28 protein-coding genes are annotated in these 25,545 nt (G+C 33.8%); 16 read left to right on the top strand and 12 right to left on the bottom strand.

The window, feature by feature from the left end; genetic code table 11:
• Positions 1–19: 19 nt before the first annotated feature.
• On the bottom strand, positions 20–517 hold the full coding sequence (locus VEU72_05420; GenBank protein ID HYL66573.1) for a HEAT repeat domain-containing protein: 498 nt from the start codon (positions 515–517) through the stop codon (positions 20–22).
• A gap of 98 nt (positions 518–615) precedes the next feature.
• Here VEU72_05420 and VEU72_05415 point away from each other — a divergent pair, with 98 nt between their 5' ends.
• From VEU72_05415 to VEU72_05390, 6 genes are all read left to right on the top strand, one after another.
• Positions 616–1,230: a transcriptional regulator gene (locus tag VEU72_05415; GenBank protein ID HYL66572.1), complete on the top strand. Its 615-nt coding sequence runs from the start codon at positions 616–618 to the stop codon at positions 1,228–1,230.
• A gap of 7 nt (positions 1,231–1,237) precedes the next feature.
• The gene (locus VEU72_05410; protein HYL66571.1) at positions 1,238–2,038 is read left to right on the top strand and encodes a histidine kinase; all 801 of its coding nucleotides are present in this window, start codon (positions 1,238–1,240) and stop codon (positions 2,036–2,038) included.
• Between the two features lie 179 nt (positions 2,039–2,217).
• Positions 2,218–2,442, top strand: a complete 225-nt coding sequence (locus VEU72_05405) for a hypothetical protein (GenBank protein ID HYL66570.1) — start codon at positions 2,218–2,220, stop codon at positions 2,440–2,442.
• Between the two features lie 101 nt (positions 2,443–2,543).
• Positions 2,544–3,392: a helix-turn-helix domain-containing protein gene (locus VEU72_05400; GenBank protein HYL66569.1), complete on the top strand. Its 849-nt coding sequence runs from the start codon at positions 2,544–2,546 to the stop codon at positions 3,390–3,392.
• 15 nt (positions 3,393–3,407) lie between these two features.
• Entirely contained in the window at positions 3,408–3,695 is a 288-nt protein-coding gene (locus VEU72_05395; GenBank protein ID HYL66568.1) for a hypothetical protein, read from the top strand.
• A 2-nt stretch (positions 3,696–3,697) separates the two neighbouring features.
• Entirely contained in the window at positions 3,698–4,498 is an 801-nt protein-coding gene (locus VEU72_05390; GenBank protein HYL66567.1) for a hypothetical protein, read from the top strand.
• A 14-nt stretch (positions 4,499–4,512) separates the two neighbouring features.
• On the opposite strand, the gene VEU72_05385 is transcribed toward VEU72_05390, so the two are convergent.
• The 3 genes from VEU72_05385 to VEU72_05375 are packed head-to-tail and all read right to left on the bottom strand — an operon-like array spanning position 4,513 to position 6,910.
• Positions 4,513–4,836 carry a zinc ribbon domain-containing protein gene (locus VEU72_05385; protein HYL66566.1) on the bottom strand — a complete coding sequence of 108 codons (324 nt, stop codon included), beginning with the start codon at positions 4,834–4,836 and terminating at the stop codon, positions 4,513–4,515.
• A complete protein-coding gene (locus VEU72_05380) occupies positions 4,833–5,933 on the bottom strand; it encodes a thiolase family protein (GenBank protein HYL66565.1) in 1,101 nt (366 codons plus the stop codon). The genes VEU72_05385 and VEU72_05380 overlap by 4 nt, the downstream gene beginning before the upstream one ends.
• 5 nt (positions 5,934–5,938) lie before the next feature.
• On the bottom strand, positions 5,939–6,910 hold the full coding sequence (locus VEU72_05375; protein HYL66564.1) for an LLM class flavin-dependent oxidoreductase: 972 nt from the start codon (positions 6,908–6,910) through the stop codon (positions 5,939–5,941).
• A 297-nt stretch (positions 6,911–7,207) separates the two neighbouring features.
• On the opposite strand from VEU72_05375, the gene VEU72_05370 reads away from it, so the two are divergent.
• The 4 genes from VEU72_05370 to VEU72_05355 all read left to right on the top strand — a co-directional run bounded on the left by VEU72_05370 (position 7,208) and on the right by VEU72_05355 (position 11,081).
• Positions 7,208–7,600, top strand: coding sequence for a hypothetical protein (locus VEU72_05370; protein HYL66563.1), 393 nt, complete (start codon positions 7,208–7,210; stop codon positions 7,598–7,600).
• 239 nt (positions 7,601–7,839) lie between these two features.
• Positions 7,840–8,316, top strand: a complete 477-nt coding sequence (locus tag VEU72_05365; GenBank protein ID HYL66562.1) for a hypothetical protein — start codon at positions 7,840–7,842, stop codon at positions 8,314–8,316.
• Complete coding sequence (locus VEU72_05360) at positions 8,313–9,866, top strand: fibro-slime domain-containing protein (protein HYL66561.1); 1,554 nt, start codon at positions 8,313–8,315, stop codon at positions 9,864–9,866. Before VEU72_05365 ends, VEU72_05360 begins: the two co-directional genes overlap by 4 nt.
• A 15-nt stretch (positions 9,867–9,881) precedes the next feature.
• Positions 9,882–11,081 carry a hypothetical protein gene (locus VEU72_05355; GenBank protein HYL66560.1) on the top strand — a complete coding sequence of 400 codons (1,200 nt, stop codon included), beginning with the start codon at positions 9,882–9,884 and terminating at the stop codon, positions 11,079–11,081.
• A gap of 32 nt (positions 11,082–11,113) precedes the next feature.
• Here VEU72_05355 and VEU72_05350 read toward each other — a convergent pair whose 3' ends face one another.
• Positions 11,114–11,818: an A24 family peptidase C-terminal domain-containing protein gene (locus tag VEU72_05350; GenBank protein ID HYL66559.1), complete on the bottom strand. Its 705-nt coding sequence runs from the start codon at positions 11,816–11,818 to the stop codon at positions 11,114–11,116.
• Between the two features lie 248 nt (positions 11,819–12,066).
• Between VEU72_05350 and VEU72_05345 the strand changes: the two genes are divergently transcribed.
• Complete coding sequence (locus tag VEU72_05345; GenBank protein HYL66558.1) at positions 12,067–12,312, top strand: hypothetical protein; 246 nt, start codon at positions 12,067–12,069, stop codon at positions 12,310–12,312.
• Position 12,313: 1 nt separating this feature from the next.
• On the opposite strand, the gene VEU72_05340 is transcribed toward VEU72_05345, so the two are convergent.
• The 7 genes from VEU72_05340 to VEU72_05310 all read right to left on the bottom strand — a co-directional run bounded on the left by VEU72_05340 (position 12,314) and on the right by VEU72_05310 (position 22,331).
• On the bottom strand, positions 12,314–14,731 hold the full coding sequence (locus VEU72_05340) for a hypothetical protein (protein HYL66557.1): 2,418 nt from the start codon (positions 14,729–14,731) through the stop codon (positions 12,314–12,316).
• A 61-nt stretch (positions 14,732–14,792) separates the two neighbouring features.
• Positions 14,793–16,277, bottom strand: coding sequence for a type II secretion system F family protein (locus tag VEU72_05335; protein HYL66556.1), 1,485 nt, complete (start codon positions 16,275–16,277; stop codon positions 14,793–14,795).
• A gap of 4 nt (positions 16,278–16,281) precedes the next feature.
• The gene (locus VEU72_05330; protein HYL66555.1) at positions 16,282–17,826 is read right to left on the bottom strand and encodes a type II/IV secretion system ATPase subunit; all 1,545 of its coding nucleotides are present in this window, start codon (positions 17,824–17,826) and stop codon (positions 16,282–16,284) included.
• 54 nt (positions 17,827–17,880) lie between these two features.
• Complete coding sequence (locus VEU72_05325; GenBank protein HYL66554.1) at positions 17,881–18,552, bottom strand: hypothetical protein; 672 nt, start codon at positions 18,550–18,552, stop codon at positions 17,881–17,883.
• 434 nt (positions 18,553–18,986) lie between these two features.
• Entirely contained in the window at positions 18,987–19,676 is a 690-nt protein-coding gene (locus VEU72_05320) for a hypothetical protein (protein ID HYL66553.1), read from the bottom strand.
• A 58-nt stretch (positions 19,677–19,734) separates the two neighbouring features.
• Positions 19,735–21,321, bottom strand: coding sequence for a vWA domain-containing protein (locus tag VEU72_05315; GenBank protein ID HYL66552.1), 1,587 nt, complete (start codon positions 21,319–21,321; stop codon positions 19,735–19,737).
• The gene (locus VEU72_05310) at positions 21,318–22,331 is read right to left on the bottom strand and encodes an AAA family ATPase (protein HYL66551.1); all 1,014 of its coding nucleotides are present in this window, start codon (positions 22,329–22,331) and stop codon (positions 21,318–21,320) included. The genes VEU72_05315 and VEU72_05310 overlap by 4 nt, the downstream gene beginning before the upstream one ends.
• Before the next feature lie 95 nt (positions 22,332–22,426).
• Here VEU72_05310 and VEU72_05305 point away from each other — a divergent pair, with 95 nt between their 5' ends.
• The 5 genes from VEU72_05305 (at position 22,427) to VEU72_05285 (ending at position 25,432) form a co-directional block, all read left to right on the top strand.
• Positions 22,427–22,957 (top strand): hypothetical protein, encoded by a 531-nt coding sequence (locus VEU72_05305; protein HYL66550.1) that lies wholly within the window; start codon positions 22,427–22,429, stop codon positions 22,955–22,957.
• A gap of 60 nt (positions 22,958–23,017) precedes the next feature.
• Positions 23,018–23,494 carry a hypothetical protein gene (locus VEU72_05300; protein ID HYL66549.1) on the top strand — a complete coding sequence of 159 codons (477 nt, stop codon included), beginning with the start codon at positions 23,018–23,020 and terminating at the stop codon, positions 23,492–23,494.
• A complete protein-coding gene (locus VEU72_05295; protein HYL66548.1) occupies positions 23,491–24,294 on the top strand; it encodes a hypothetical protein in 804 nt (267 codons plus the stop codon). The genes VEU72_05300 and VEU72_05295 overlap by 4 nt, the downstream gene beginning before the upstream one ends.
• A gap of 108 nt (positions 24,295–24,402) precedes the next feature.
• Entirely contained in the window at positions 24,403–24,894 is a 492-nt protein-coding gene (locus VEU72_05290; protein HYL66547.1) for a hypothetical protein, read from the top strand.
• A gap of 1 nt (position 24,895) precedes the next feature.
• Positions 24,896–25,432 (top strand): hypothetical protein, encoded by a 537-nt coding sequence (locus tag VEU72_05285; protein ID HYL66546.1) that lies wholly within the window; start codon positions 24,896–24,898, stop codon positions 25,430–25,432.
• Positions 25,433–25,545 lie beyond the last annotated feature (113 nt).

Raw genomic sequence — 25,545 nt, 5'->3', positions numbered from 1 at the left:
GATTAAATTTATTATTGACTTAGATTACTTTAGATGGTACATATTTTTCTTTTATGCTCTGTAACCTTTCCAATCTTTTCATAACAAAAGCTGCAGTTTCACGTACATCAGGGTTTGAATCTTTGAGGCTGTTTGCGATCATGTCCTTAGAATCGAACGCACGCATTAATCCTAAAGACTCAATCGCTTCATGCTTTGCAATTGTGCTCTTGTCATTTAAGGCAGTTTGAACCAAATCTGGGATCTTATTTCTCATATTTCTAGCAGCAATCTGATAACATGCTTCGTGTTTTACAACCCCGTTGTTATCATTTTTTAATACCCACCCCATTAGATCTGCCACTTCGTCAAATAATGGAGTGCCAGGGTTCATTTCTGCAATTTCGCCTGCTAGCCATACTGCATCCCAACGAAGAGATTCGTCAATTTCATTTTTTATAATCGTAGTGCATTTATCGAGCCTTACTCTGAATGGTAGGTGTCTAAGTTTACCCTCATCAAGAATAATATGGATCATTTCCATATTTGGAAATATCGTAAGCAGTAATAAGTATTGTCATAATATAATGAGACATACACCTTGATTTTAACTCCTCTATCGTTATCATGTACGTAATGTCAGGATTAGATAGTCTAATTGCAAGATCGCTGGATTCTACTATTAAAGAGAATCTTGGCAAAAAAACATTACAAAAAGTTGAAGATCGTCTCTTTGAAAAATATGGCATAAATCTTACACAGGCAATAGGAGATTTTACTAAATTAGATACCGTATTAAGAGAATTTTTTGGAGAAGGAGCTGAAGGGTTAGAGAGGCAATTTTTAGAGAATGTTGTTACATTAGAACAATCAAAGACACAAGACATCAATTGGGTTGCAATAGAAGATCCATCCCTTGCCAAATTGATCCTAGAGTCATTCGGAGATGAAGATAAGAAAAACATTTTGAATGTTGTTTTAGGGGAATCAAGAATTATTTCTGAAATTCTTGAAATTGCAAAAATACCGCAAACATCGGGTTATAGAAAAGTAAATGCACTAATTGACAATGGTTTACTGGCAGTTAATGGTTATGTTACTACCCATGATGGGAAAAAGGTAAGCAAATACAAATCTATATTTGAAAATGTGACAATCAATATAGAAAAAAACAAGGTAGTTGTCAAGGTTTTGCTTGCAAAAGAGTCAATAGAAAAAAGCTCTGTAATTCAAGTAGTACAATGCAGGTAACTCTTCAATGTTGCATTGGAGAAAGAATTCTGAAAAACCCGGTATAGTACCAGAAAAGATTAGCAGTCCAATTGATCCAAAGTTATTATTAGTAATTTTTGGAATAGTGGGTGCATTTCAAATATATCTATATGCAGCTTTTCCAAATCCAGACGATGCTGCACATCTAATTGACGTCATTTCTGTCATTAATCCATTAATTTCTTCAATTGCTGCATTTTTTGTAGTAAAAAGATATTGGGGGTCACGTGTATTTGGAAAATCATATCTTGTTTTAACTATAGGATTTGCCATGAATTTTATTGGAGAAGCTGTTTATGGCATGTATGATGTATTAGGTTATGATACAACTTTTACAGCTGCAGATCTATTCTTCTACGCATTTTATCCGTTAATTATGGCACATTTAATATTAAATATAAGATTTTTCAAGCCAAAAATTGGTACCCTCACCAAATCATGGGTAATTGCTATCCCAATTGTCATTACATTAGTTTATTCCATAATTTCATTTCAAAAACAAGGTGAGGCTAATTTTGGTTTCTATAGTGGATTGATTTATGTAATCTTGGGTTCTTCGATTTTGTCTGGCACCATGCTAGGAGCTAGAGTGTTCCGACAAGGTGTTTTAGGGGTTTCTTGGCTTGTTTTGTTAATAGGTGTAATACTCTTGACTTTTGGTGATGTGTGGTATTCTTATCTTGATACGTTTAATCAATACACACTAACACATCCGGTCAATTTATTTTGGTATAGTGGATACATGATAATTACTTATGCATTATACAAACATCAAAAAACAATTTAACATTTAAAATTATTTTTATATTTTTAATAATATAATTAGTTATAAATATAATATAAAATTTTAATCTAAAATACAACATGTTATTTTTTTTTATTACAGAATGCTGTATATGTAGTAAACATATTTCCAATTTTGGCAGAACAACCTTTTATCTAAAGTACTCTAAATAAAAAATAACAATGTTAAGAATAACTACACAAAAACAATGCGAGGTTTCTCAAAGAAATGATCTAATAAGAGGATTTTCACTAGAAAACTCCAACTTAGAGCCAACATTCATCATAAAAACAATGATGAAAATAATAAGAACAAAATCTAAAGACAGTATGGATGTAGAGACTCAGGTACAATTTTCAAAGATTACAGATGCGGTAATACGAATGGCAGAAGAAGTTAGAGAATAAATAATTAAAACAAAGCACGTTTTATCCTATTTTTCTTGTATGTAATTAACTAATACATGCAGATCTCTAAAGAGGATCTACTAGATTAGTCTGTTATTCATATGACAAGCGAGACTAATTCATTATTAGATTCCACGTTAGAGTCAAAATCATACGATTATGAAATGTTGCTAGAAAAACTTAAGAATGAACTATCTAAATTCGGTCTAACTTCTAATCAATCCAAGGTTTTTTTGTTTTTAGAAAAATATGGTCCAAGTACTGCAACACAGGTAAGCAAAACCCTAAAGGTGCCAAGAACTGAGACATATCATCTTCTTACCCATCTTCAAAACAAAGGCATAGTATCTGCAACATTTCAACACCCGATTAAGTTTTCAGCGTTAGCACTTGATAAAGCAATGGGAGTATTGATTAATACTGAAAAAGAACGAGTCAAAACACTAGAAAATCAAGAAAAAGGTTTGGTAGATCTTTGGAATACGATACCAAATTTCAAAATTGATCAAAATGATTCGAAGGAAGGAAAATTCCAAATGCTTCAAGGAGTAAATCAAATGACTGGAAAAATAAATGAAATGATATCAAAAACAAAAAATGAACTTCTAATTTTAGGATCAGAAAAGGATTTCATGAAGTTTTATCATTCTGGTTTTCTAGAACTCATAACCGATTCAAAAATTGAAGCGAAGTTAATTACATCATCATCTAAAAAAACGACATATATTTTTGATCAAAAATTAATAACTAAAGTAAAGAAAACTCCAAGTAAGATCAAAGAAAATCTTTGTTTTATTATAAAAGATGACAATGAATTGCTCTTATTCATGAAAAATGTGAGCGAATCTCCACAAAATGTAATAGCAATGTGGACTGATTCAACTTCAATGATTTACACAATGCAGTTATTATTTGGTTACATATGGTCAAATTCTAGACATCTTCAATAATGAAGTGTTAATACTATGAATATTGATCAAAACCAATTAAGAAAAGCCATGGTTAGTCTTGCTGTTGAAAAGGTGTTACGTGGAATTGGTCAGCCAATTTATGAGAAAGTCATAAAACAATTATCAAAAGACTACAATTGCTATTTACCAGAATGCTATGAGCATCCAGAATATTTAAACAAAGTTTTGAAAAAAATCTTTGGTAATGCACATATTACAATTGTGGATGCAATAAAAAATGAACTAAATGAATACATAACAGAAAAACCAATCGAAGTCTTTGTTACTGCAATAAGTGAGTAAATTTGCAAAATAATTTAGAGAAATTACAAGAATACAAGTCATTATTTACATGCCTTTTGATAACAGGTCTTGGAATAATGCTGGCAACATTTTTTGGAAAAAATGTAGTTAAGGTAGTAACTGATTTTACTTACATTCCGCTAACAGGGGTCTTTGTTTTTTTATCAATAATCATGTCATCACGATTCAGAAAATCAGGTAATCATGGTAAGGCGTGGTTATTATTCACAGGAACTGCCATTTCATGGTTTATTGCAGAGACCACATGGTCAATTTATGAACTCGTGTTTCATACAAACCCATTTCCATCATCTGCAGATGTATTTTATATTGCAGGATATCCATTTTTATTTTTATTTTCAATATATTATCTAAAACCATTCAAAAAATTAATTTCAAGAAAAATGATACTTTTGACTTCACTAATTGCAGTATCCATTCTAATTCCAAATTTGTATATGACAATTGATAATAATTCTAATGAAAATAAGTTTGCAATTATATTGGGCGCAACATATCCTATTGCAGATTCTATAATAATCATACCTGCAATGATTGGAATTTTTTTATTTTTTAGAGGAGAAGTAAATTTTCTATGGACTTTATTGTTGATTGGAATTATATTTGAAGTGATTGCTGATACAGGATTTCAATATTTTACACTTAATAATTCGTATTATACTGGTCATCCTGTAGATATTTTATTCATGTGGTCATATATCATGTTTTCATTTGGTATCTATAATCACATTCAGATATTCAAGAAGGATAATAAAATTAAAGAATTTGATAAAATGGTTTGACAATTAACTTGTAATTAATTTAATTGGAAAAAGAATTTTTCCTTATCAGTATAATCACATTTTACAAGATCAATATCATGGCCTACTGACGGAATTTTTAACCCGGTTTTTAACTCCCCCATCACTCTGATTGTATTTTCAAATTCAGCTATACAAAAAAAGATGTTATCTTTCTTTGAGAATTCTATTATCTTACACTTTTTAGATACTTGTCTCCATTTTACCTTACTAAAACAAACATTACAAAAATCACTTGGAGGCCAGACAAGTTTGTTGCATTTTGGACATTCGCTACAGACAAATTTGCCGTTTTTTAGTTCATTTTTAAATTGATTCATGATTCAAAAACAAGAACTGTTGAAGAAGTGGCAGCTGCAGACATGTTTTGAACTAGACCTACTTTGGCTCCTTCAACTTGACGTTTTCCTGCTTTGTTTTGAAGCTGTTGACTAATTTCTACAACTTGTGCTATTCCAGTAGCTCCTAAAGGATGACCGGAACCTAGCAATCCTCCTCGGGGATTAATTTTCTTATTTTGAGTATCATACATGGTTCTAACAAATTGATTTCCTTTTCCTTTTTCTACAAAACCCAAGTCTTCGACTTCCATAATTTCACATATGCTAAATGCATCATGAACCTCAGCAACATCAATGTCTTTAGGCTCTTTTTTTGACATCACATATGCAGTATTAGCGGCGTATTTTGTGGATTGCAGTTTAGTAAGATCCTCGTTTTTTGTAAATCCTGCAGAGATTGTTTTTTGACCCATTCCAGCCAGCCAAACAGGACAATCCGTAAATTTTTTTATTGATTCTTCTGATACAAGTAGAATTGCGGCAGAGCCGTTACATGGAAAAGAACAATCTAAAATACGAACATCGTCAGTAATATTTTTTGATTGCATTACATCATCAACAGAATATTCTTTATCAAAATAGGCATGCGGGTTTTCTAACGCATTTTTGTGATTTTTAGCAGAGACTATAGCAAGGTCTTCCATGGTAGTACCATATTTTCTCATATGAGATCTTGTAAACATAGATGACCAGTATACAGGATGTTTGTATTGACCACGTGATGCGTCCCATTCTAAAACTAGCCCTGGATTATCAAATTTTTCTGCACCAACTACCAACGCAACATCTGCTAAACCTGAAGCAATGTATGAATATGCTGAAATCACACTATTCGCACCAGAATTGCATAAACTCTCAATAGAGTGCGATATTTTTGGGGAAATTCCAGCAAGCTCAGACATGATATTTGCTAAATACTTGCTATTATCATTAGTTGATGTAAGAACAACATCAACATCATTTTGAGTTAAATTTTGAGATGTATCAAAAAGCGATTTTATCGATGATAGCATTAGTGATTCAATTGAAACATCATCTTTGTTGAATTTTGTGAGGCCAAACCCTCCAATTCCCACTCTTCTCAATTTTTGTTACCTGATAGCGTGGAAACGAGCAGTTTAAAGGATTTCGTGACTTCGCCTACTGGATTAAACTGTATTATTGGTAACGAAACACCAGTTTTTACAAATCTATCTAGTTTTTTCTTACACTCTTCAGGGATGCCACAAATTGTCAGTGAATCAAGCATGTTAGTAGAGACTAGTTTGTAGTTTGTACGAAATCCTGATTTTTTATATTCATCATATATTTCTTGAATTTCTTTTGCAAATCCATTTTTTGCTAAAAATTCTCTATAAATTTTTCCTACAGATATGTAAAATGCAAGTGTTTTTTTTGCACGATTTATAGCTTTTTCACTATCTTCAGATATACATGTGATAAATTGACTTGATACCTCGATTTTTTTCTTTGATTGCATTTTTTGTATGGTGTTTTGAAGCTCTAAAATCGGCCGTAAGTAGAATATCACGCCATCAGCTATCTCCCATGTCAATTCAACCATTTTCTGGTTTACAGCAGCCAAATAAATCGGAATTTCTTTTCTTGTTGGTTTTATTAATAATGTAAAATTTTTTAGATGAAATAATTTTCCATCATAATTTATTTTATTTCCTGACATTATCAATCTTATTATTTCTACATATTCACGCATTCTCTGAACAGGTTGATTAAACTCAAGACCGTGCCATTCTTGTATGATGGATTCACTACTCGTACCCAATCCAAGTATTAGCCTGCCATTTGAGAGGGTATCAATGGTAGCTGCACCCATAGCAATAAGGGATGGAGTTCTGGAATAGATGTTGATTATAGATGAGCCAATTTTTGAATTTTTGATAATTTGTGATACCGTTGAAAGCATAGACAATCCTTCCATGCCCCATGTCTCAGGAATCCATACCGAATCAGGATTATATCTGGATAAAATTTTGGAACACTCGAGTACTTCATTTATAGACAGTACAGAACCTAAGCTATAAGCAATTCTCATAATGTATCATTTTTTATTATAAAATTCTCATAGTTTAATGATTTCATTTTTTTACACATTCTATTATTTGAATATTATTTAATTGAACTAGTCGTTTTGGTATTTGCCCAGTCATAGGTTTTAGTCTTTTTCCCATGTCACAGGATAAAATAAGAATTTGCATAGAATAGATGATGATCTTTTTACAATTAAAACATTTGTAAGATTGATTTTTGAAGTCAATCAAAATTAGAATATAATAATATCTTAACATAAAAATTTCATAGGTTTATTAATTGTAAATGGAGTAGCAAAACTATGGCACTAAAGGCAGCAATAATTATGTCTGTTATATCAATTGTAATGCTTGCAATCTATGGGGCAGATTCAATCATGGCAATAAACGAAAATCTCGGTGTTCAAAATACAGCTTTCCTAAACATTGATGTTAAAACAAGAGGTGCAATATTTGGAATAATACCAGCAGCTATGCTTGTAATATCATTTTTCATTACAAGAAAGGAATCATCTCGTGGTTTGGGAAGTTTGATCATTATTGGAGGGGTATTAATGATACTAGGAGTAGCCATAATCTTTGCATTACAAGGAAACGCTATTCCGTCAGAAGGAAAGAGAGAATTTGGGGCAGTTGTTGGTATTGGAATAATTATTGCGATTTTGGGTGGTATCAAGATTAAAAAATCCCGATAGCAGGTTATCTATAAATGACAACATGTACCAAATGTGGTCAAGATCCAAAAAAAACATACAATTGTGAACATACGAACGAACAAGAATGCTGTGTTGAGTGCTATACGGAACTGCATTATTACCTTACTGAACAAAGACCCTAAAAACAACAATATCTGCCTTATTCCCAAAAATGGGAGTCTGCATGTATGTAAAAATGACATGCAATTGTACAATAGAGAATCTATGTACATTCTCATATGAAAAGAGTGCGGAAAAGGTCTAGACGAGGACTAGCTACTATAGTTACAACTGTTATAATGCTTACAACTGTCGCTGTCATGGGTAGCGGAGTTGTCGCATGGGGACATTCAAACATTTTTGGTAATGAAGGAACTATGGCAAGATCTTTTTCTAACAATGTAAATCAAATTAATGAAAATTTAATAATAGAAAAAATCTGGTTTTGTCAAATTCAAAGTAACTGTCCAGGTAAATCTGTTCCAGCAGTTAACATCACTTTGAATAATCAGGGTAGTGTTGGCCTAAATGTTACACAAATACAGTTTAGTACATCAACCAAAACCATTCAATTTCATTATGGCAATCAGACAATTTTACCACAAAGAACAGGATCAATACTAGTTCCATATGCATATAGTAGTAATGTGCTTACTAACATTCAGGTCACTACAGTAAGAGGTACAACAATTTCAACACAGGCACTACCGCCATGAATAATGGAAATGAGTTAAATATTGTAAAAACAATTTTTGAGAAACCAGTACCACGTATCAAAGATAAGGCACATTATAGTAGCAGAAGAGGGATTTCAAGTATTGTTACTACAGTAATTATGCTTTCAGCTGTTTCTGTCATGGGCACAACATCTGTTTACTGGTCTCAGAGTAATCTTCACACTAGAGAACAAGCTACAGGTTCTTTTTATTCTAATATAATAAATCAAGTTAAAGAATCCCTTGTACTGGAACATTTTTGGTACAATACTCCTAATCAAAACCTTAACCTTGTACTGAAAAATAACGGTCAAGATGGCCTTCATGTTACTCAGATCGAAATCGACGGTCCAACTCACCAAATTACACATATTGCTAATGGAGGAATTGTTCCAGATGGGATATACACAGGAGTAGTTCACTATTACTGGTTAGGGGATCCTCTTGATGTTTATGTGACAACAGATCGAGGTTCAATATTTCATTTCCATTTGATATCTCCAGCTGACGGTGTGTTAATTATCAATAAGGTTTCAAAATTAGGTAACGGTAATTTTAGTTTCAATGGAGATTTAGGAAAATTTAATGTAAATACAACAGGTTGGAGCACTGGAGCAAATCTAGATAAAAATGGAAATCTCATCATGCAGGGTGTAATTCGTGATTTTAATGGATCAAACGATAAAGGGGATAGTCTACAAGGAAGAGACCCAGATTTCGAAATGGATTGTTCTAAACCACCAAACTGTCCTTTTGGAAATTATACTGGATATACTTGGCCAAATGGAACTTTTAACGGCATAGTTCTACCCGATCTTGGTGCCGATCACACGCCTGTGTATAACAATCATACCAGATCTCTCTTCAACTATGGAATGACCAGATTTAATCAATGGTATCATGATACTCCTGGCGTAAACAAATGGGAAAATTTTAACCTCACACTTGGTAGAGTACTTCCATTACAACCTGCTATTTGGAAATATACTAACTATAGTTTCTATCCTATAGACAACCAATTATTTTGCCAAGGTATCGGAACAAGTTGTAGCGGTAAAGATGGATCTGGAAAATACCATAATTATGGTTTTACATTTATGGTTCATTCCACATTCACATATCAAGGTGGAGAAATTTTTAACTTCACTGGTGATGACGATGTGTTTGTTTTCATTAATCACAAACTTGCTATTGATTTAGGTGGAGTACACGCTGCAGAAAATAAAGTATTAAACTTGGACCAACAGAAAGCCCTACTTGGTATTACACTTGGTGGTACCTATGATTTTGATTTTTTTTATGCAGAACGTCATACTGTAAGTTCTGATATGGCAATAACTACTTCTATTCAACTTGGTCAAAATGGTGTTGGAACTACAAGCGCGTTTTTTGTAGATCCAGGCAAATATACTGTCAACGAATTGATACCTCCAGGATGGACACTAATTGGTAGACAGTGCAATAATGGATATACTCTTCCAAATTCCACTGAGATTACAATTACAGTACCAAGAGGAATAACTACTTGCACCTTTACCAATACAAAATAAGGATCCGATCAAAAAATGAAACATCATAACACAATATTTGGAAAAGAGATGAGAGATAGAAAAGGAATAAGTACTGTAATAGGAAGCGTATTTTTTATTATAATCTTCACCTCAATTGCATCTTATGTAATTTATAGTATGAATCAGATAGATCAATTTGGAGTAGCCGTTATTGGTAAAGGCCAAGACAACATAAACAGAAATAACGAAGCTTTTGAAATCACAGGTGTTACTAAAGACAATAACAAATTCAACATTACAATACAAAATACGGGTCAACTTCCTGTAAACATTACTAGATTATGGATTCAAAATAAAACAGATCCTACATGGCCTACCACAAAATTTACTATAAACCAAATTGTAGCGCCAGGGCAAACTCTTACCAAGATAGGCGAGAACCTCCAACTTACTGCGAAACCTTCTCAGGCATATGATATATCCCTAGTAACAGAAAGAGGAAACACCAAAGAGTTTTTGGTAAATTCTGCAAGTCAAAAACCTCTTTATCTCCAGCTTTTTGTTTTACCTGATAAGATTTCAACGGGGTTTGATACAACAATACTTTTTGCGGTTACAAATAATATGTCAAATAATGGAATATTAACAAACCTTGCACCAAATCTTAGTATTGCAACTCCTATTGGTGCTACTACAACAATGATTTCAGGCCCAGAACCATCAACATATCCAATATTACAAAAAGGAGACACTGCATATTTCAAATGGGTTTATAATATTTCAGGAAATAGTGGACAAGGAATCAACTTTACTGCATCACTTCAAAATGGCTATCTTGGAAATTCTGTCTCAAGAAACGCTACCATCACCCAGATTCAAGGGCTTCCGATCATAAAAACAATTATGGGAGGAGGATTAAATGGCACAATATCCAGCACATCATTAAATTATTTGAGATTTTTTGGAGATAGCAAACCAAGTTCAACTTATAATCTAAAAAGCATTATTATGCCAATTAATGGTACATTCAAAGACTTGTACGTGAATAAAGGAACTGGTACAGGTACTGCTACTTTGACGCTATACAAGAATGGGGTATCATCTGGAGTCACTTGTACTACTGGAACATCATGTCCTGATAAAACACATTCAGTAAGTGTTATTGCTGGAGATACAGTTGCCATGGCGATACAATTTTCAAATCTCCTACCAAATGGAGATGTTACGTTTACAGTCGAATTTGATCCTACTTAGAAAAGAGATTATAATTGACACTGAATTAATAATTAAATCACTTTGACATTATGTATTACATTAAAAATAATATCTCCAGATAATAGTTGAAATACAAATCCGGCAGTTATGTATAATATGTATGGTATACCTGGAGTCACCCAAGTATCTGAGGTGGAACAAAATTGGGCATTTTCTGCATGATGGAATGAAAAATCAAGCTTTCTGAGATTACCTTCTTTCTTTTCGATTGGAAAGCTATATTTTGGATTTTTAGCGCGATATCCAAGAAAGATAGCCAGTATCTTTTTTAGTCTGGTTTCTTCAAACCCATCAAAAATATTTTTGTGTAAAGAAATAGATACAATATTACGAATAACGTTTGCAAATATCGGTGTAATTGAAAATATAGCAGCGTTTGTCAAGGTGGTAAAAGGAGTAACAATACCATGAGACAAAATTGCCTGAGGCGCTAATGCTGCCAAGACTATCAATCCTAGTGCATCTGCCCCTCCAAAAAGGCCAGTTCTCCATATGATTATGACAACAGGGGCAATAATTAAGGAAAATCCACTTGTTTTCAGAGAATCAAGAGGACTTGGTGAAAATATGATTAATAAAATAGCAACAGCCCCAAAGGCAATCCATAAAATGTCATGAATTTCTCGCTTCCAGATATCCAATACAGAAGCAATTCCAAGCATGACAAGTGCTGAAAAGATCTGTAGATTATGAATATCAAAAACTAATTCTGCCATGCTATTGCCTTATGTTTCTTAGATAAATTATGAGATCTCAAAAATAATTACCGTACTACCTGAAATATTTGAAGCTTTGTTGGATGATACAGTGTGTAATATTTTGTTAAGACTGTAGTTATTAAATAAATATTAGATCAGAAAAAATTTGCTTGATTTCTAAACGTTATTTTTTAAATTTGATTAAATTTCATTATTTCCAAAACTGGAAGACCAATCTTATATTCTAAAAAGTAATTAGTAAAAATATGAAACTATTTGCATCGTTACACAATCCCAAAACTCGTAAATATGGAATATATTATTCTGTAGTTTTATCTAGCATATCTGCAATTTTGATCTTAGAAGGAATGAATCTAGTTCATCTTACTATCGCGGAACACTTTAGTACATACTTTGAGGGATTTTTTTCTTTGTATATGATTAGTCGACATGATATAGGACAATCATTTTTACAAAACTTGAATCACTTGGGATTATTTGTAAGAAAGTAATCTATTTTTCACGTAACTGAGTTATTCTATCCTTTATTCCGGAAATTTTTTCCATGATGCTGATTTTTTCTGTAATGCCATCAAGCATGTTCTTCTTTTTGAGAATTATAATGCCCCCTGCTGCAGCAGCTGCTACTGGGATGAGAATAAACATCGGGTTAATTCCAAACAGGCTAAATGAAGTGGAGTTTGGTGTTGTATTGGACCCTATCGTAGAACCTAATGGCTGATTTACATTTATAGTTTTACTGGCAGGTGTTGCACCAAACACTGCTCCTGATACTGTAGCCACAAGGTTTATCGTTTTAGGATCTTGTGCAAGTAATGAGATCTTTGCGTTACCATCTTTATCTGTTAAAGAATCCTTGTTCTGGATTGCAGCCCCAGTTACACTCCAATCTACCTTCATTCCATTCAATGGAACTCCCTGATACATTGCATTAACTGTAGCAACAAAAACTGTATTTGGGTCTACATAATCGTTTGAAGCAATACTTACTTGAGGAGTTAAACTGGTAAAACTAATATCATATTTTGTTAATGGGAGTTCGTTTGATAAAATAGCAAGTTCTGTAGTACCGGCATTATTGGCATCTACATCAAATAATGAATAATACTCACCTTTTTTAACGGTCACGCTCTCTGGCACATTTATTGATGGATTGGATGAAACAAGTTTAAGATTCATGTCGTGATCAGCAAAAACTGGCAATTGTTGTGAATTAAGAAGTTGTATAGAGAAGGTATTATTTAGATTTGATAATAATTTTGAAGGATAATCTACAAAAACGGAGGAAGGTTTTGAAGAAAGATTATTGACTTTTATTTTACTCTGATAATCTCCTGCCATAAGCGAAACTGTGGTTGTTCCCTCCTTTAATGATTGAGTATTTAGTGATATGATTGATTGATCCGCTAACAATGGTTTAGATTCAATTTGTACATAGTCGTTTGGAGTAATGAAAGTGTTCAAATCTTTTGGGAAAGTTGTAAGAGCATTACTGCTATCTAACATGTATACTGCAGTGGGATAATTATCATGTGAAAACACGTAAGGAATGAGCGATTCTGCAACAAGCGTATAAGTTTTCTGCGTTGGAACTGTTATTGTTGGACTGAGTGTCTGAACAGTTTGTGTTAGTACATTTAATGTGACTGCGTTTGGTGTGTTTCCTACATTACCAAATACAAGGGCTGCATCTTCTCCTTTATTCATTTGTACCTTATCTATTGAAAGTGAAGTCTGGTCTGACGAATCCACCGTTGTTAGAAAATCGTTACTGGCTATAACAGGATTACCATTATTGTCCTCCAAATGTAAAACTCCGACTAATTCTTTTTGTCCGGTAGCTAAGATTGGCAAAAGATCTATTTTTGCAGATTTAGTATCATAAAGTTGACCAGGTTTTGGTGTCACAGATATTGATGCCGGAACTGTGTAATCTTTCGCTGAAATACTGATGCTAAATGTATCACTAGTACCAGAATTGACAACTAGTTTTGAATATCCCCAATAGGAACCCTTCTTAATCACAAGAGGTTCATCTGAAGACATTAATGGAGTTTGTGTACTAGTATTTACAATCGCGTTTTGAGAAGTATCAGTAATTTGTACAGAAATAGGTATGTCACTTGTTGCACGTGCTGGATTTCCTGCAGAATCGTGGAGTTGAACTATTACATAAGCATTAGAATTATAATAATCATTAATGTTATTAGGATAAACAAATAGCTGAATTGATTGTTGATTTGTGTTACTAGTAACAGTTATTGTACTACTTACAGTTTGCAGTGATGGCGCTGATGCCAATATCTGTGCACTACCGCCTTTTTTTACTTCAAATTGAGTAATTACAAAATAATCACCTTTTTTTATTACAACTGTATTATTTTTTAAATTTAAAATATCACTATTTGATGTTGACAGTGTTACTGGAGTATCTTCAGCTGCTCTTGTTGGGAAATTAGCATCATTAACAAGTTCTACGGAGACATATCCTTCTTGTGGACCTGTAGCGGAGAACGTATTAGGTGTTGTTTTAATTAAAAGTTTTGTTGGGACATCATTATTACTATACACAGTAATAGCAAATTCTTTTGGTGAAAACCCTGGTGCTGCAAGTGCAATGTTTGCAGTTCCCGCATTTCCTGTTTTTATCTTTACATCTGTTACAAAATTATTTTCATCTTGTTCTATTCCAGATATTTGTATTATAGAGGAATCTGATGATGTGGCCACTAATTTTTCTATGTTTTTTGGAGCAGCATCAGAATTGTCATATACCTGTAAAACTCCTTCACTGTTTTGTAATATTTTATTTGGAATGAGTCTGTAGCTTAATTCACTTGGAGTTTGTCCATACGCACCAGTAGAAAATACAATAATTCCCATTAAAACCAAGGTCAAGGCTACTTTCAAATCAATATTTTGTATCTAAAAATGCGATATAAGCGACGGTATGACTCTTTAAATGACATACTTAGATCGGAGTTGAACTTTTCATGATCGAGCTGATATTGATAATATGTATTTGTATCATATCTACTGACACCATTGTAATTATGACAAGAATTATAGAAAAAAGAAATCCGCCTGAAAATGCACCTTTTGTAATTTTACCAATAAACAAGCCGGCAAGCCAAGCCTGTACAATAACTGCCATACAAATAAGATCAAAGAAAGATTTTGTTTGCTCAATATATTCACTGCTTAACTGCGCACTGCCTGGTCGTGATTGTTGATTAATTGATGCAAACGAGTCTATAGTTAATAGGGTAGTAAATCCAGTTATAGTAATTAACATAAAACCTACCATGATGTATGGTTTGAGCATTTCGCGCTTGTTTTTTTCAATGTCATAGATTTTTTCACTAGTGTCAGCTAGTGAATCAAGGGTGGTTACATTTCCTCCACCAGAAGTAATTATCTCAAATAATATTCTAAAACTAACAAGTACTTGGAAATTCTTTACTTCACTATAAAGTGAATCAAAGATATTATTCATGGGTATACCCCATTCTAATTTATTTGATATTGTGTTTGCTATAACGTTAAACGTTCTGTAATCTTTTCTCTTGCAGGCACGTATGATGCATTTTTCTGGGCCTAGTCCTGACTTTCTTGCTTCTGTTATATCACGCAAAATTTGCGGTGTGGCTGTTTCAGCATCCAGATTTTTTGTATATATTTTTTGGAAACGTAAAGCAGGCCATAGTGATGCGGCCACTAGTCCTATGCCAACAACATATGCATTAGCATGAAAACTAGACAGAATATTACTGAAAACCAGAATTATGGAAATCAGCATTGCTGGCAAGCCAAATCTAAGTATCTTTTTTACCGGAAGTTCGCTAATGTTGGAATAATTAAACCTCTGTGCAACTTTGAGGAACACTAGTGACATTATTGGCGGAAATATCAATATCTGATAAGGTGGACTGAAATTAGCTGCTGTACTAGCTCCGGGAGTTATTGATAACGGATTTGAACCTACAGCTGCCACTAGAATGAATACAGCCAATATTACTATCTGCATGGTAAGGTAAGCATGTACAATTCCACTTATCTTTTCTATTGATCCTTTTTCTTTGGCCTCAAGCATTTCAAAGGAGCTTGACATCTTGCTTTTCAGATAATTTATTACATTTCCACCACTCTGAATTGCAGACACATAGCCTGCGAGAAAATCTCCAAGTAATCTAGATGAGGTTTTTTCTTTTGCTTGGCTCAATACAGTAAGTGGATCTAGCCCAAGCATATCGATTCGTTTAATAATTTTTATTGATTCGTGTCGTACTGCAGGTAAAAGATTAAGATCTTTTATCTTGTGTAGAATTGAGTATGGTCCTAATCCGCTTGTTGCAAGCAACGTTACTATTGTAATAAAATACGGTAATTCTTTTTCTATTTTCTTGGCTTGTTTTTTCTCATGGTCTGCTCGTCCGAGTTTTTGTAAAGACAGCATATTACTAATTTGTCTCTTCTATTTTTTTCATTATTGATTCAGGATCCCGATAATATTTTCCGACTAATTCTGAAACATCTTTATAATTTCTAATATCATTTTCAACCATCCATTTCAAAATTGTAATTCTTTTCTGATGTTCTTCTAAAATTTGTTGTAAATCCCTTCCTGTTGCATCTGCCATTCTCTGGAATAATATGCTAGACGAAAGATTTTCTGTAAAGTAATCTGATTTTGGATTCCAAGAAAATGCAGTAAATGGTGGTACGTTGTTAGCAATTTCAGATATCATCGTTGTTCTTCTACTACTTTGCCCTGTAGTTTTTTCTTTGATTCTTTTAATCACTACTGCACAATTCATCAATGAAATATACGCAGGTGGAATATCCATCGGTTTTTGCTCTAATCTTTTTATTGCAGAATCCAGGCTGTCTGCGTGCATAGTACACAGACCACCATGTCCTGTAGCCATAGCCTGAAACATAACGTACGCTTCAGAACCTCTAATTTCTCCAACTACAATATAATCAGGCCTGTGTCTTACTCCTGCTTTTATTAGATCATATAATCCAATTTCACCTTCTCCTCCCAAGCCAAAACCTGATCTTGACACTAGTGTAAACCAGTTTTCATGGTTGATATTTATTTCAGATACATCTTCAACTGAAAAAATTTTGTATTCTGGATCAACAAGACCTAGTATGGCGTTAAGAATTGTTGTTTTACCACTTCCAGTTGGTCCTATTACTATAAATGACATCTTTTCTTGTATCAACATCCAAAGATAAGCTGCTATTGACAGATTTATTGTTCCATATTTGATAAGATCTATTACAGTATATGGATCATCTCTAAACTTTCTTATTGTAAAGCTTGTTCCTTTAGGTGTAACTTCTTTTTGATATAACACGGAAATTCTATGATTTCCCTGCAATGCTAAATCAGTAATTGGAAAAGCTGCACTAACGTGCTTGCCAGCTCTAAAAACTATTCTTGAAATAAATGAATTTAGTTTTTCTTCAGAGTTGAATTGAATGTTCGTTGGTATGCTATCATACTTTCTGTGCCAAATGTAAATTGGGTTGTTGCTACCACTACAACTAACATCTTCAATGTTTACATCACGCATTATTGGTTCAATAATGCTAAATCCGCTAACGTCCCTTCTTAAATAATATTTTACCTTCTCAAGACTTGCACTAGAGATATTAAGAAACATTTTTGCATTTTCTTTCATCACCATGTTTAGTTGATCTTCAAAATTAGGAGCACCTTTTGACTCGTCTGTGGACTCTAAACTTTCCTCTATAAGATGATATAGTCTTTGAAAGATTATTTCTTCCTCAGAGTTTAGCTTTAGCTCATCGACAAAATACAGATAGTCTGATTTTTCATTGTTGTAAAGAATAAGTGCATAGCTAAAAGGTGGATTTAATTCGTATCTGTCAATTACTTTATAACCACTTGGAACTTGGTTTTGATTTTCATCAACAAGATTATTTGATAAGAAACTTGTCAATTCCTCTGTTTTTGTCTTTCTTTCTTTCATATTTTATTCCCTACAAAAATGAAAAAAGAAGGTTTTGGGCATTTTAGGCGCCCTCTAGGAGTTAGCTACCGTTATTGATGCTGGTCCACCGACGTTACCTGCTAAGATGCTAGCAGTTACTTGAGAACCAGAATCTACTGGACCAATTACGCTGCCAGGCACGTTGAAGTAGACGATCATTTGAGCACCAGGTGTTAATGCAATAGGACCTGAAGCTTGTTTCAGACAAAGCATCGTGGTCGAATATGGCTGGCCTGTTGCATCAGGAGTGCCCTGTTCGTTGATTGTGATTTCATTGGGGATACCGGCTGTCAGAACCTGAGTCGGACAAGTGGCTGTTTGGCCAAACGCAAATGCATTTTGGCGCATCATTCCAGACACTGAGGTACCTGTTGAGATGAACTGAGCTTGGAAGTTGGCTGATGTATGAGAACTATTGGTATCAACATACCAGCTGCTGAATGGTATTATAACACCACGTACCTGTATTGTATTGACAGATACAAGTACGTCTCCACTGTTTCTAATAGCTGCTGCACCCCATGCTACGGTATTAGCTGGACATCCATTAGCTGCTGCACCAGTACATGTGGCATTTACCCACATCTTGACACCTTGGGTTGCGATGGCCTGAGTCTGTCCTCCTGTCTGGAAAAGGCTTGTACCATATAATACAACTCCTGTTCCCAAAACTACGGAAGCAACTAAGATAATCAGTGTTGTCATTACTACGCTGATTGCTTTTCTATTCTTTGTTCTGATTGGGAACATATCTTATTACATAGTTGAAGGAGCTGCTCTATTATCTGATCTAGTATGTATTTTTGACTTACATATCAAGGGAAACCACGTGTGTGTGGAAAGGATGATTTTGAGTGACAAGCCACCTGACCAAAAAGTACGGTAATAATACCTATGATTTGTAACTACCCAAAAAAACAAATTCTTTGAGATTTTTCTCCCTCCGAAAAGATACGGTATTTAATAATTCAGATGTTGCATAAGAAAAAATCCTTTCCTCTATCAAACAAGAGTAGAAATCGATTGATAAAATCTTCAAAAATCTGTACTGGTATTGTTAAAATTGCAGACAATTTGTTCATTTAGACAGACTATTTATTTGATAAAAATAATAAAAAAAGGAGTTTGGAATTTGAATTCTAACTGCTTCCTAGTCTGATTGTTTGCGCAACTGGCGCAGTTCCTGCTAGAACACTAACTGTAGATGTGACACCTACATCAGTTGTACCATACAGTCCATTAGGATCCTTGAAGTAGATAATCGCTATATTACCAGGTAACAATGAAACTGGTCCACTTTGCTGCAGAAGGCATAACTGTACTCTGGAATAGGGTGCAGGTATTACATCAGATGTGCCGTTTTCACTGATAGTAATTTCGTTTGGCAGACCATTGGTGGTGACAACAGCTGGACAAGTAGCGACTTGATATGCAGTGAGAGGATTAGATTGCATATTTCCTAGACTATTAATCCCTGTTGTTATGAGCTGAGATTGAAAGTTAGCAGCTGTCTGTGTCTGATTTATGTCAGAATACATGTTAGTGTATGGAACGGCTACACCTCGTAGTGTGATTGAATTGATTGACACAAGCTTGTCTCCTGTATTTTTTACAGCAAAAGCTCCCCATGAATAACCTTGAGTAAAGTTGGATGCTACCCATCCCTTTAGTCCTTGTACTTGAATTGCTTGCTGCGATCCTCCGCTTTGGAAAAGGCTTGTACTATAAACTACCACACCTGTTCCTAATACTATAGAGGCGACCAAGATAATTATGGTGGTCAGTACAGCGCTGATTGCTTTTCTATTCTTTGTTCTGATTGGGAACATATCTTATTACATAGTTGAAGGAGCTGCTCTATTATCTGATCTAGTATGTATTTTTGACTTACATATCAAGAGAAACAGCCCTATACGCAGCAATAAAGTTAGATACAAGTTGTTTTAAATCAGAGCCTTTTACAGAATTCCTGAAATTACGAGCCATTTTCTTTGATAATCCCACTGCTATAAGTGATGTACTTGACATTTCTATCACTTTTACAACCTTGGCAAAACGCTTCTCAATTTGGTCATATCCCGATGGATGTCCATCAGTAAGAATGAAGATATGTTTTTTCTCTCTTGCGTCTGATGCAAGAATTCTGCTAGAAAACTCTAAAGCATCTGGAAGCAGAGATAGTCCGCCTCCCTTCAAAGATCCTATTCTTGCCTTTACTTCATTATTGTATTTCTCATTAAAATCTTTAAGAATTGTAATATTGTTATCAAAGCTGTACATGCCCCAAGCATCTGGTTTTCCAGTAAGTTCGGTGGCAGCCTCTGCAATACATATTGCAAATTCTTTAATTTTATCAAATTTTAGTTTCATGCTTGCACTAGTATCTACTAAAATTAACCAAGCTTCTTCAGCTCGTCTAAATGTATCTCTATCATAAATATCCATACTAGTATTTTCTGATGCAATTGCTTGTATTGCAAATTGCATGTTTACTATGCCAAGTTCATCAGATTTTGGATCGTCTTCTACATTAACTATCATACGCACTTGTTGACGGATTTTTCTTAGCATGGGAAGAATTTTTATTCTTATTTCCTCAAATTTATGCAAATCACCAGGCGGAATAATAACTGAGTCAAAACTCAATCCCTTTAATCCTTTTTTAAATCTTCTAAGCAATTTGGATTTCTGTTTTTCATTTTCCTCCCATAGTTCATTTAATAATATTATATTTTTCTCAAATAATCCATCTACTTTAAATTCAACACCCTTTTTTTCAAATTTTATGAATTGTTTATCGTTATGATGTTCTACATATGGAAAAACATTTTGTGAAATTAGACCTCTTGAAGCATATAATGCATCGGCATAGGACAGTGTATTTTCTTCATTGGTTTGGTTTACTCCCGTTGAAAGAATCTCTTGTCTCATTTTTTCAATTCTTTCTTCATCACCAATACAATATAGTTTTGAGTTTTTTTTCTCATCAGAATTATTTTTTTGTATAATGATTTTTTGATCGTTACGTGTAGAAATTAGACTAGTGTTAATATTCACTATATTCTTCCAAATTTCAGGATAATTATCAGATAAGTGTTTCTCTACTGCAATATCCTCAATAAAATCAATTACCTTCCAACAAACATCTGCTGTCTTTTTTTTACACCATTGTGCATAAACATGGTACCTTGAAACAGCTGCGTGCGCTGCTAGGTGATAGATCGAGGCCAAAAACAGCCCCCAGAGAGCGGCCTTCCCTTTATCCGAATTCTCAAAAACCATACCTTCAAAAACAAAATTCCCATCCTGAATTTTTGGTAACGGCATAGTTAGTTCAAGCTGTGGTCTAAAGTTAATCAAGGGGTAATTTGCTTCATATGAGAACAAAAAACTAACGTTTTCAGGGGTTTGGTTTGCCACTTTATAAAAAATATCATAAACGACATCAAAAAATGTCTCTCGCTTTTCGATCATGTGATTTCAGCAAACTTACAAACTAGCTTTCTAACTATTTGTTGAATCTCAGGTTCATCACTTGTCATTGCAATTATTGTTTCTTGTCCGGCATCTAATATGGATGCACCATCAGCCACTATTTTTGCCCAGTTGATCAGGTCACCAATAGATGGACCATAAGGAAGTTCGCCAGATTTATACTGTCTTCTTAGTTCAGCTCCTACCTTTACAATCTTTTCTGCAATTTGTCTTTGCACACCAGTTATCTTTACAATAAGACCTATTTCTTTTTCATCTATTTTAGTTCCAACGCTCATATAATCAAAGTTTAACCAGACACTCATTCTTCGTCTCATTGCAGCGTTAATAGGTTTAGTTCCTGCAAATTCTGACGATACAGGGTTCATACTAATTATAAGAAATGCATCTTTATGGCGTTGTATTATTTCGTTATCTTTTTCAGTTAATACCATGTGTCCTCTTTGATCAAGTATAGGATTAAGCTTGGTTGCAACATCTTGTTTCATCATGTTAGCTTCATCTAGGTATAATATTCCGCCATTTCTGCACCAGGAGGTAATAAGTCCGTCTATCCAATTTTCTTTTCCAAGTCCAATATATCTTCCAAAAAGATCAAACACAGATGTTTGTAAACCACAGTTAATTTCCCATAATGGAAGACCTGCAAGTTCAGCTACAAGATAGACTATGTGAGTTTTTCCAGTACCGCTTGGTCCAATCAGTGCAACCTGCCTAAAAAAGGCAAGTGCTCTACCTATTCTTTCAACATATTTTTCGCCGTTATCAAGATATGCCGGAGTGTCTTTTGGTATGAGCTCTGATATTTCTGGATTAAATGTAAATTTAGTCGAATCAAGATATTTTTTTATATCATAATTTTTGGAAAGAGCATGCGTATCACGTTTTAATTGTGAAATTTTAAGATTTAAAGTAAATTTTTCATCGCTAATTTTAGCAGTACTAAACTCTTTGGTTCTACTATTTAATTGGTTTCCAACTCCACTCATGAATTGATTATCATTCAGGCGTACTTAATTCTATGATGTGTATTATTAAACTACAGACAGTATGTTAAGTGAGATGAATTTTTATTTAAATTAATATGAACCCGAAAATAGAGTTAACCTCCTTAGTCATTTCCAAATTAAGAAATGACCAAAATTCATTTGTCAAATATGACATAGAAGCAGCACTTGATGAATTAGAAAATACAGAAACTGATGTCAAATTAAAATACAAATTTGTTCTTCTTTCAAATCCAACAAATACAAAAATCAGTGTAGAGGGAATTGCTATAATTTTTACTAATCAATCAGAATTACCAAAATATCTTGGTCTTGATGAAAAAAAAATTCCACATATCGTAAATATCATATACCAAGAAATTTTTCCACTTTTTTACATAATTTCAAAAAGCATGCAAATACCATGTCCAGCTTACAAACTATCAGAGGTTTCAGCAATTAACAAAGAAGGTACAGAGCCCGTGATTGAACAAACCAGTGATAATTCAGTAGAACTAGCTCAGGAACAAAACAATGTAAATGAGCCAAAAACCACAGCTGAAATACAGGAAGAGTTAGAAAAACTGACAGAACAAGAAACATTACAAGAACCTGTTATAAAGAGTTGAATGTAAGTTCAACTTTAACACATACATACCGATAATATCCGTTTTACTCCTTTTTGTAACATGACAATGAGACATCTCAAGTCTAGAAGAGGAATAAGCTCAGCAATTGTGGGTGCAATGTTGCTTACTGGTACAACAATATTAGGGGTCACACTTGTTGCATGGTCTCATAGTAGTGTTATAACAACTGAATCTAATCTAGCTTCTTCTGCTTCAAGCAAAAGTAATACACTTAGTGAGTATCTATCCATAGAAAATGTTTGGTTTAGGCATCATATTCCAGTCAGCGGATTATCAGGTATTAACATCACTCTGCGTAATGTTGGAAGCATCGGAGTAAATGTCACACAAATAAAATTCAATAATACGTGTATCCCTTCGACGAATTGTTATACAGTTCCTAAGGCATTAGGAACAATACTTCCAGGTAATTTCACATGGGTGCAACCACAAATCAATTGGCATAATGGATCCTCTATCAACATGTCTGTAATTACCCAACGCGGTTCAATAGTTACAACCAGAGTGACACCATGAAATCAAGAAGAGGCTTAAGTAGTGTAGTAGGTATGGTTTTTGCAATAATTGCAATTGTAACTACTGTTGGATATGTAACATTTAGTCTAAATGTTTTAGATAGCTTTAACCAATCAGTTTTAGCAAAAAATCAAATGATGATTGATACAGGTAAAGAAAAATTTGACATATACAGTGTCCAAATTACTAACGGAAGGTTCAATGTTGCTATTTCAAACAGTGGAAGTCTTCCAATAAACATAACAAGAATGTGGGTACAAAATACAACTACAAATGTTGTTGATTGGACTAATAGCTATAATTGTCATAATTGTATTGTCTCTCCAGGCTCAATTCTAAAAAACATAGGCCTGAGCATGCCCGTAGGGGCAAACCCACTTTATTCATATAATTTGAAATTAATAACAAGTAGAGGAAATTCAATGCAATTTTCAATGGGTTCTCCTGGAGTAAAACCTCTTTGGTTACAACTTGAAGCAGTTCCAAGTTCAGTACGTACTGGTAATAATGCAACATTCCTTTTTGTGATTGTAAATAATATGACAAGTAGCAATCTGTTAACAAATCTGCAACCAAATTTTTCATGCAGGGCATTTGGTGTAGACTCTTACACAGCAAAATCTGGACCCTTGCCACCTTCATATCCTTATTTGCAAAGTGGGGGTACGGCTTTTTTTAAATACGTATACGCTATAACCAATTCGTCAACCAATGTAGCCAATCATGTAACATGTACCGCTAACCTACAAAATGGAGTTTTCGGAAATAATGGTACTGATACTGTTTGGTCAGTGAAATAGTTCTCATAATATTAAAAACTACAATGATATGGTATAGATCTGAAAAACAGGTTGTAATTTTATCTTACATACACATCTTATTTATATAAAAATGGGCATTTTTCTTTAATGTCATCTGACAGCAATGTGCAAGACGATAGTCTAGCAGAAGCAGTAAAGACAATGGAGGACTTGGTTAATGAAGCAGTTCAGGTTTACGAATTAGACAAGGAGAAAACTAACGTAATTGACGACCTGTACAATTCATTAAAAGTAATCACTAATTTTCTGGGATTTTCAATTGATTTAAACCCTGCACTCCTAAATCTTGCTCCAGAAACAAGAGCTTTGCTTACTCCAACACTTGACATTTTTATAACAAAGCCTAATTTTAAATGTGAACAAAAACGGTTTGACCAGCTTACTTTGGATGAGACTGCAAATGTATTGCGGTATGCCATCCCTACAATAATTAATATGGCAAAGTCAGATAGGATGCATAAGGACAAAAAAATTGCAACTCTGCGTGCTGCAACAAAAAAATTACAGCGCTTGCCATATTCAAATATGGAAAGTGTTGTTACTGATACTTCTATACACATAGGAGAAGTGGAAAGATAACATGCAAACAGGACAAATAATGCGTTTTAGAACAATAGAAGAACTCCAAACGTCATTACAACAATACCTTGATGAGCTCAAGAAACAATCAGAAGAATATTCAAAATTAATCGGGGAAAAAATCAGAGGAGATCAATCAACAAATCCTGAGGATCTTGCAGATTTAAAAACAAAATTAGAAGGTCCAACAGATCCAAAAAAGAAAAAACCAGTAAAGAAAAAGAACAATAAAGCAAATTGGCTTGATTATGGAGCTATTTCAGTTTATGATGGACTTGGACTAAAAGGTGAACTTGAACTTTACTTCAAAGCTGTAGAAGAGCTAAAAACAGAGATAGAAAAAATTCAAAAAGCAAAAGAATCAGTAGACAGTCTTGTCACAAAAGGATTGAAAAAAGAAATTGGTTGTGTTACTCTCATGAACCACGAACTGCCATTTGAGATTAATTTTGTAAAATTAGGTAAACTAGGGTCCAAATTCTCATATAAAGCGATCTTTCATGTAATGTCGGAGGAAGAAAATGAAATCAAAATATAACATAAATATTCCAGTATTAATCAATAATTTACAATATATTGGTAAATTATTTATGATATGTATATACACAAGATCAGATAAGCGGATCGCCAGATCAAAACAAATAGACTTGC

The organism is Nitrosopumilaceae archaeon (assembly GCA_035631875.1).
GTDB lineage: Archaea > Thermoproteota > Nitrososphaeria > Nitrososphaerales > Nitrosopumilaceae > TA-20.
The sequence above is the reverse complement of the archived record's forward strand: the minus strand, read 5'-3'. Positions and strand labels throughout refer to the sequence as shown.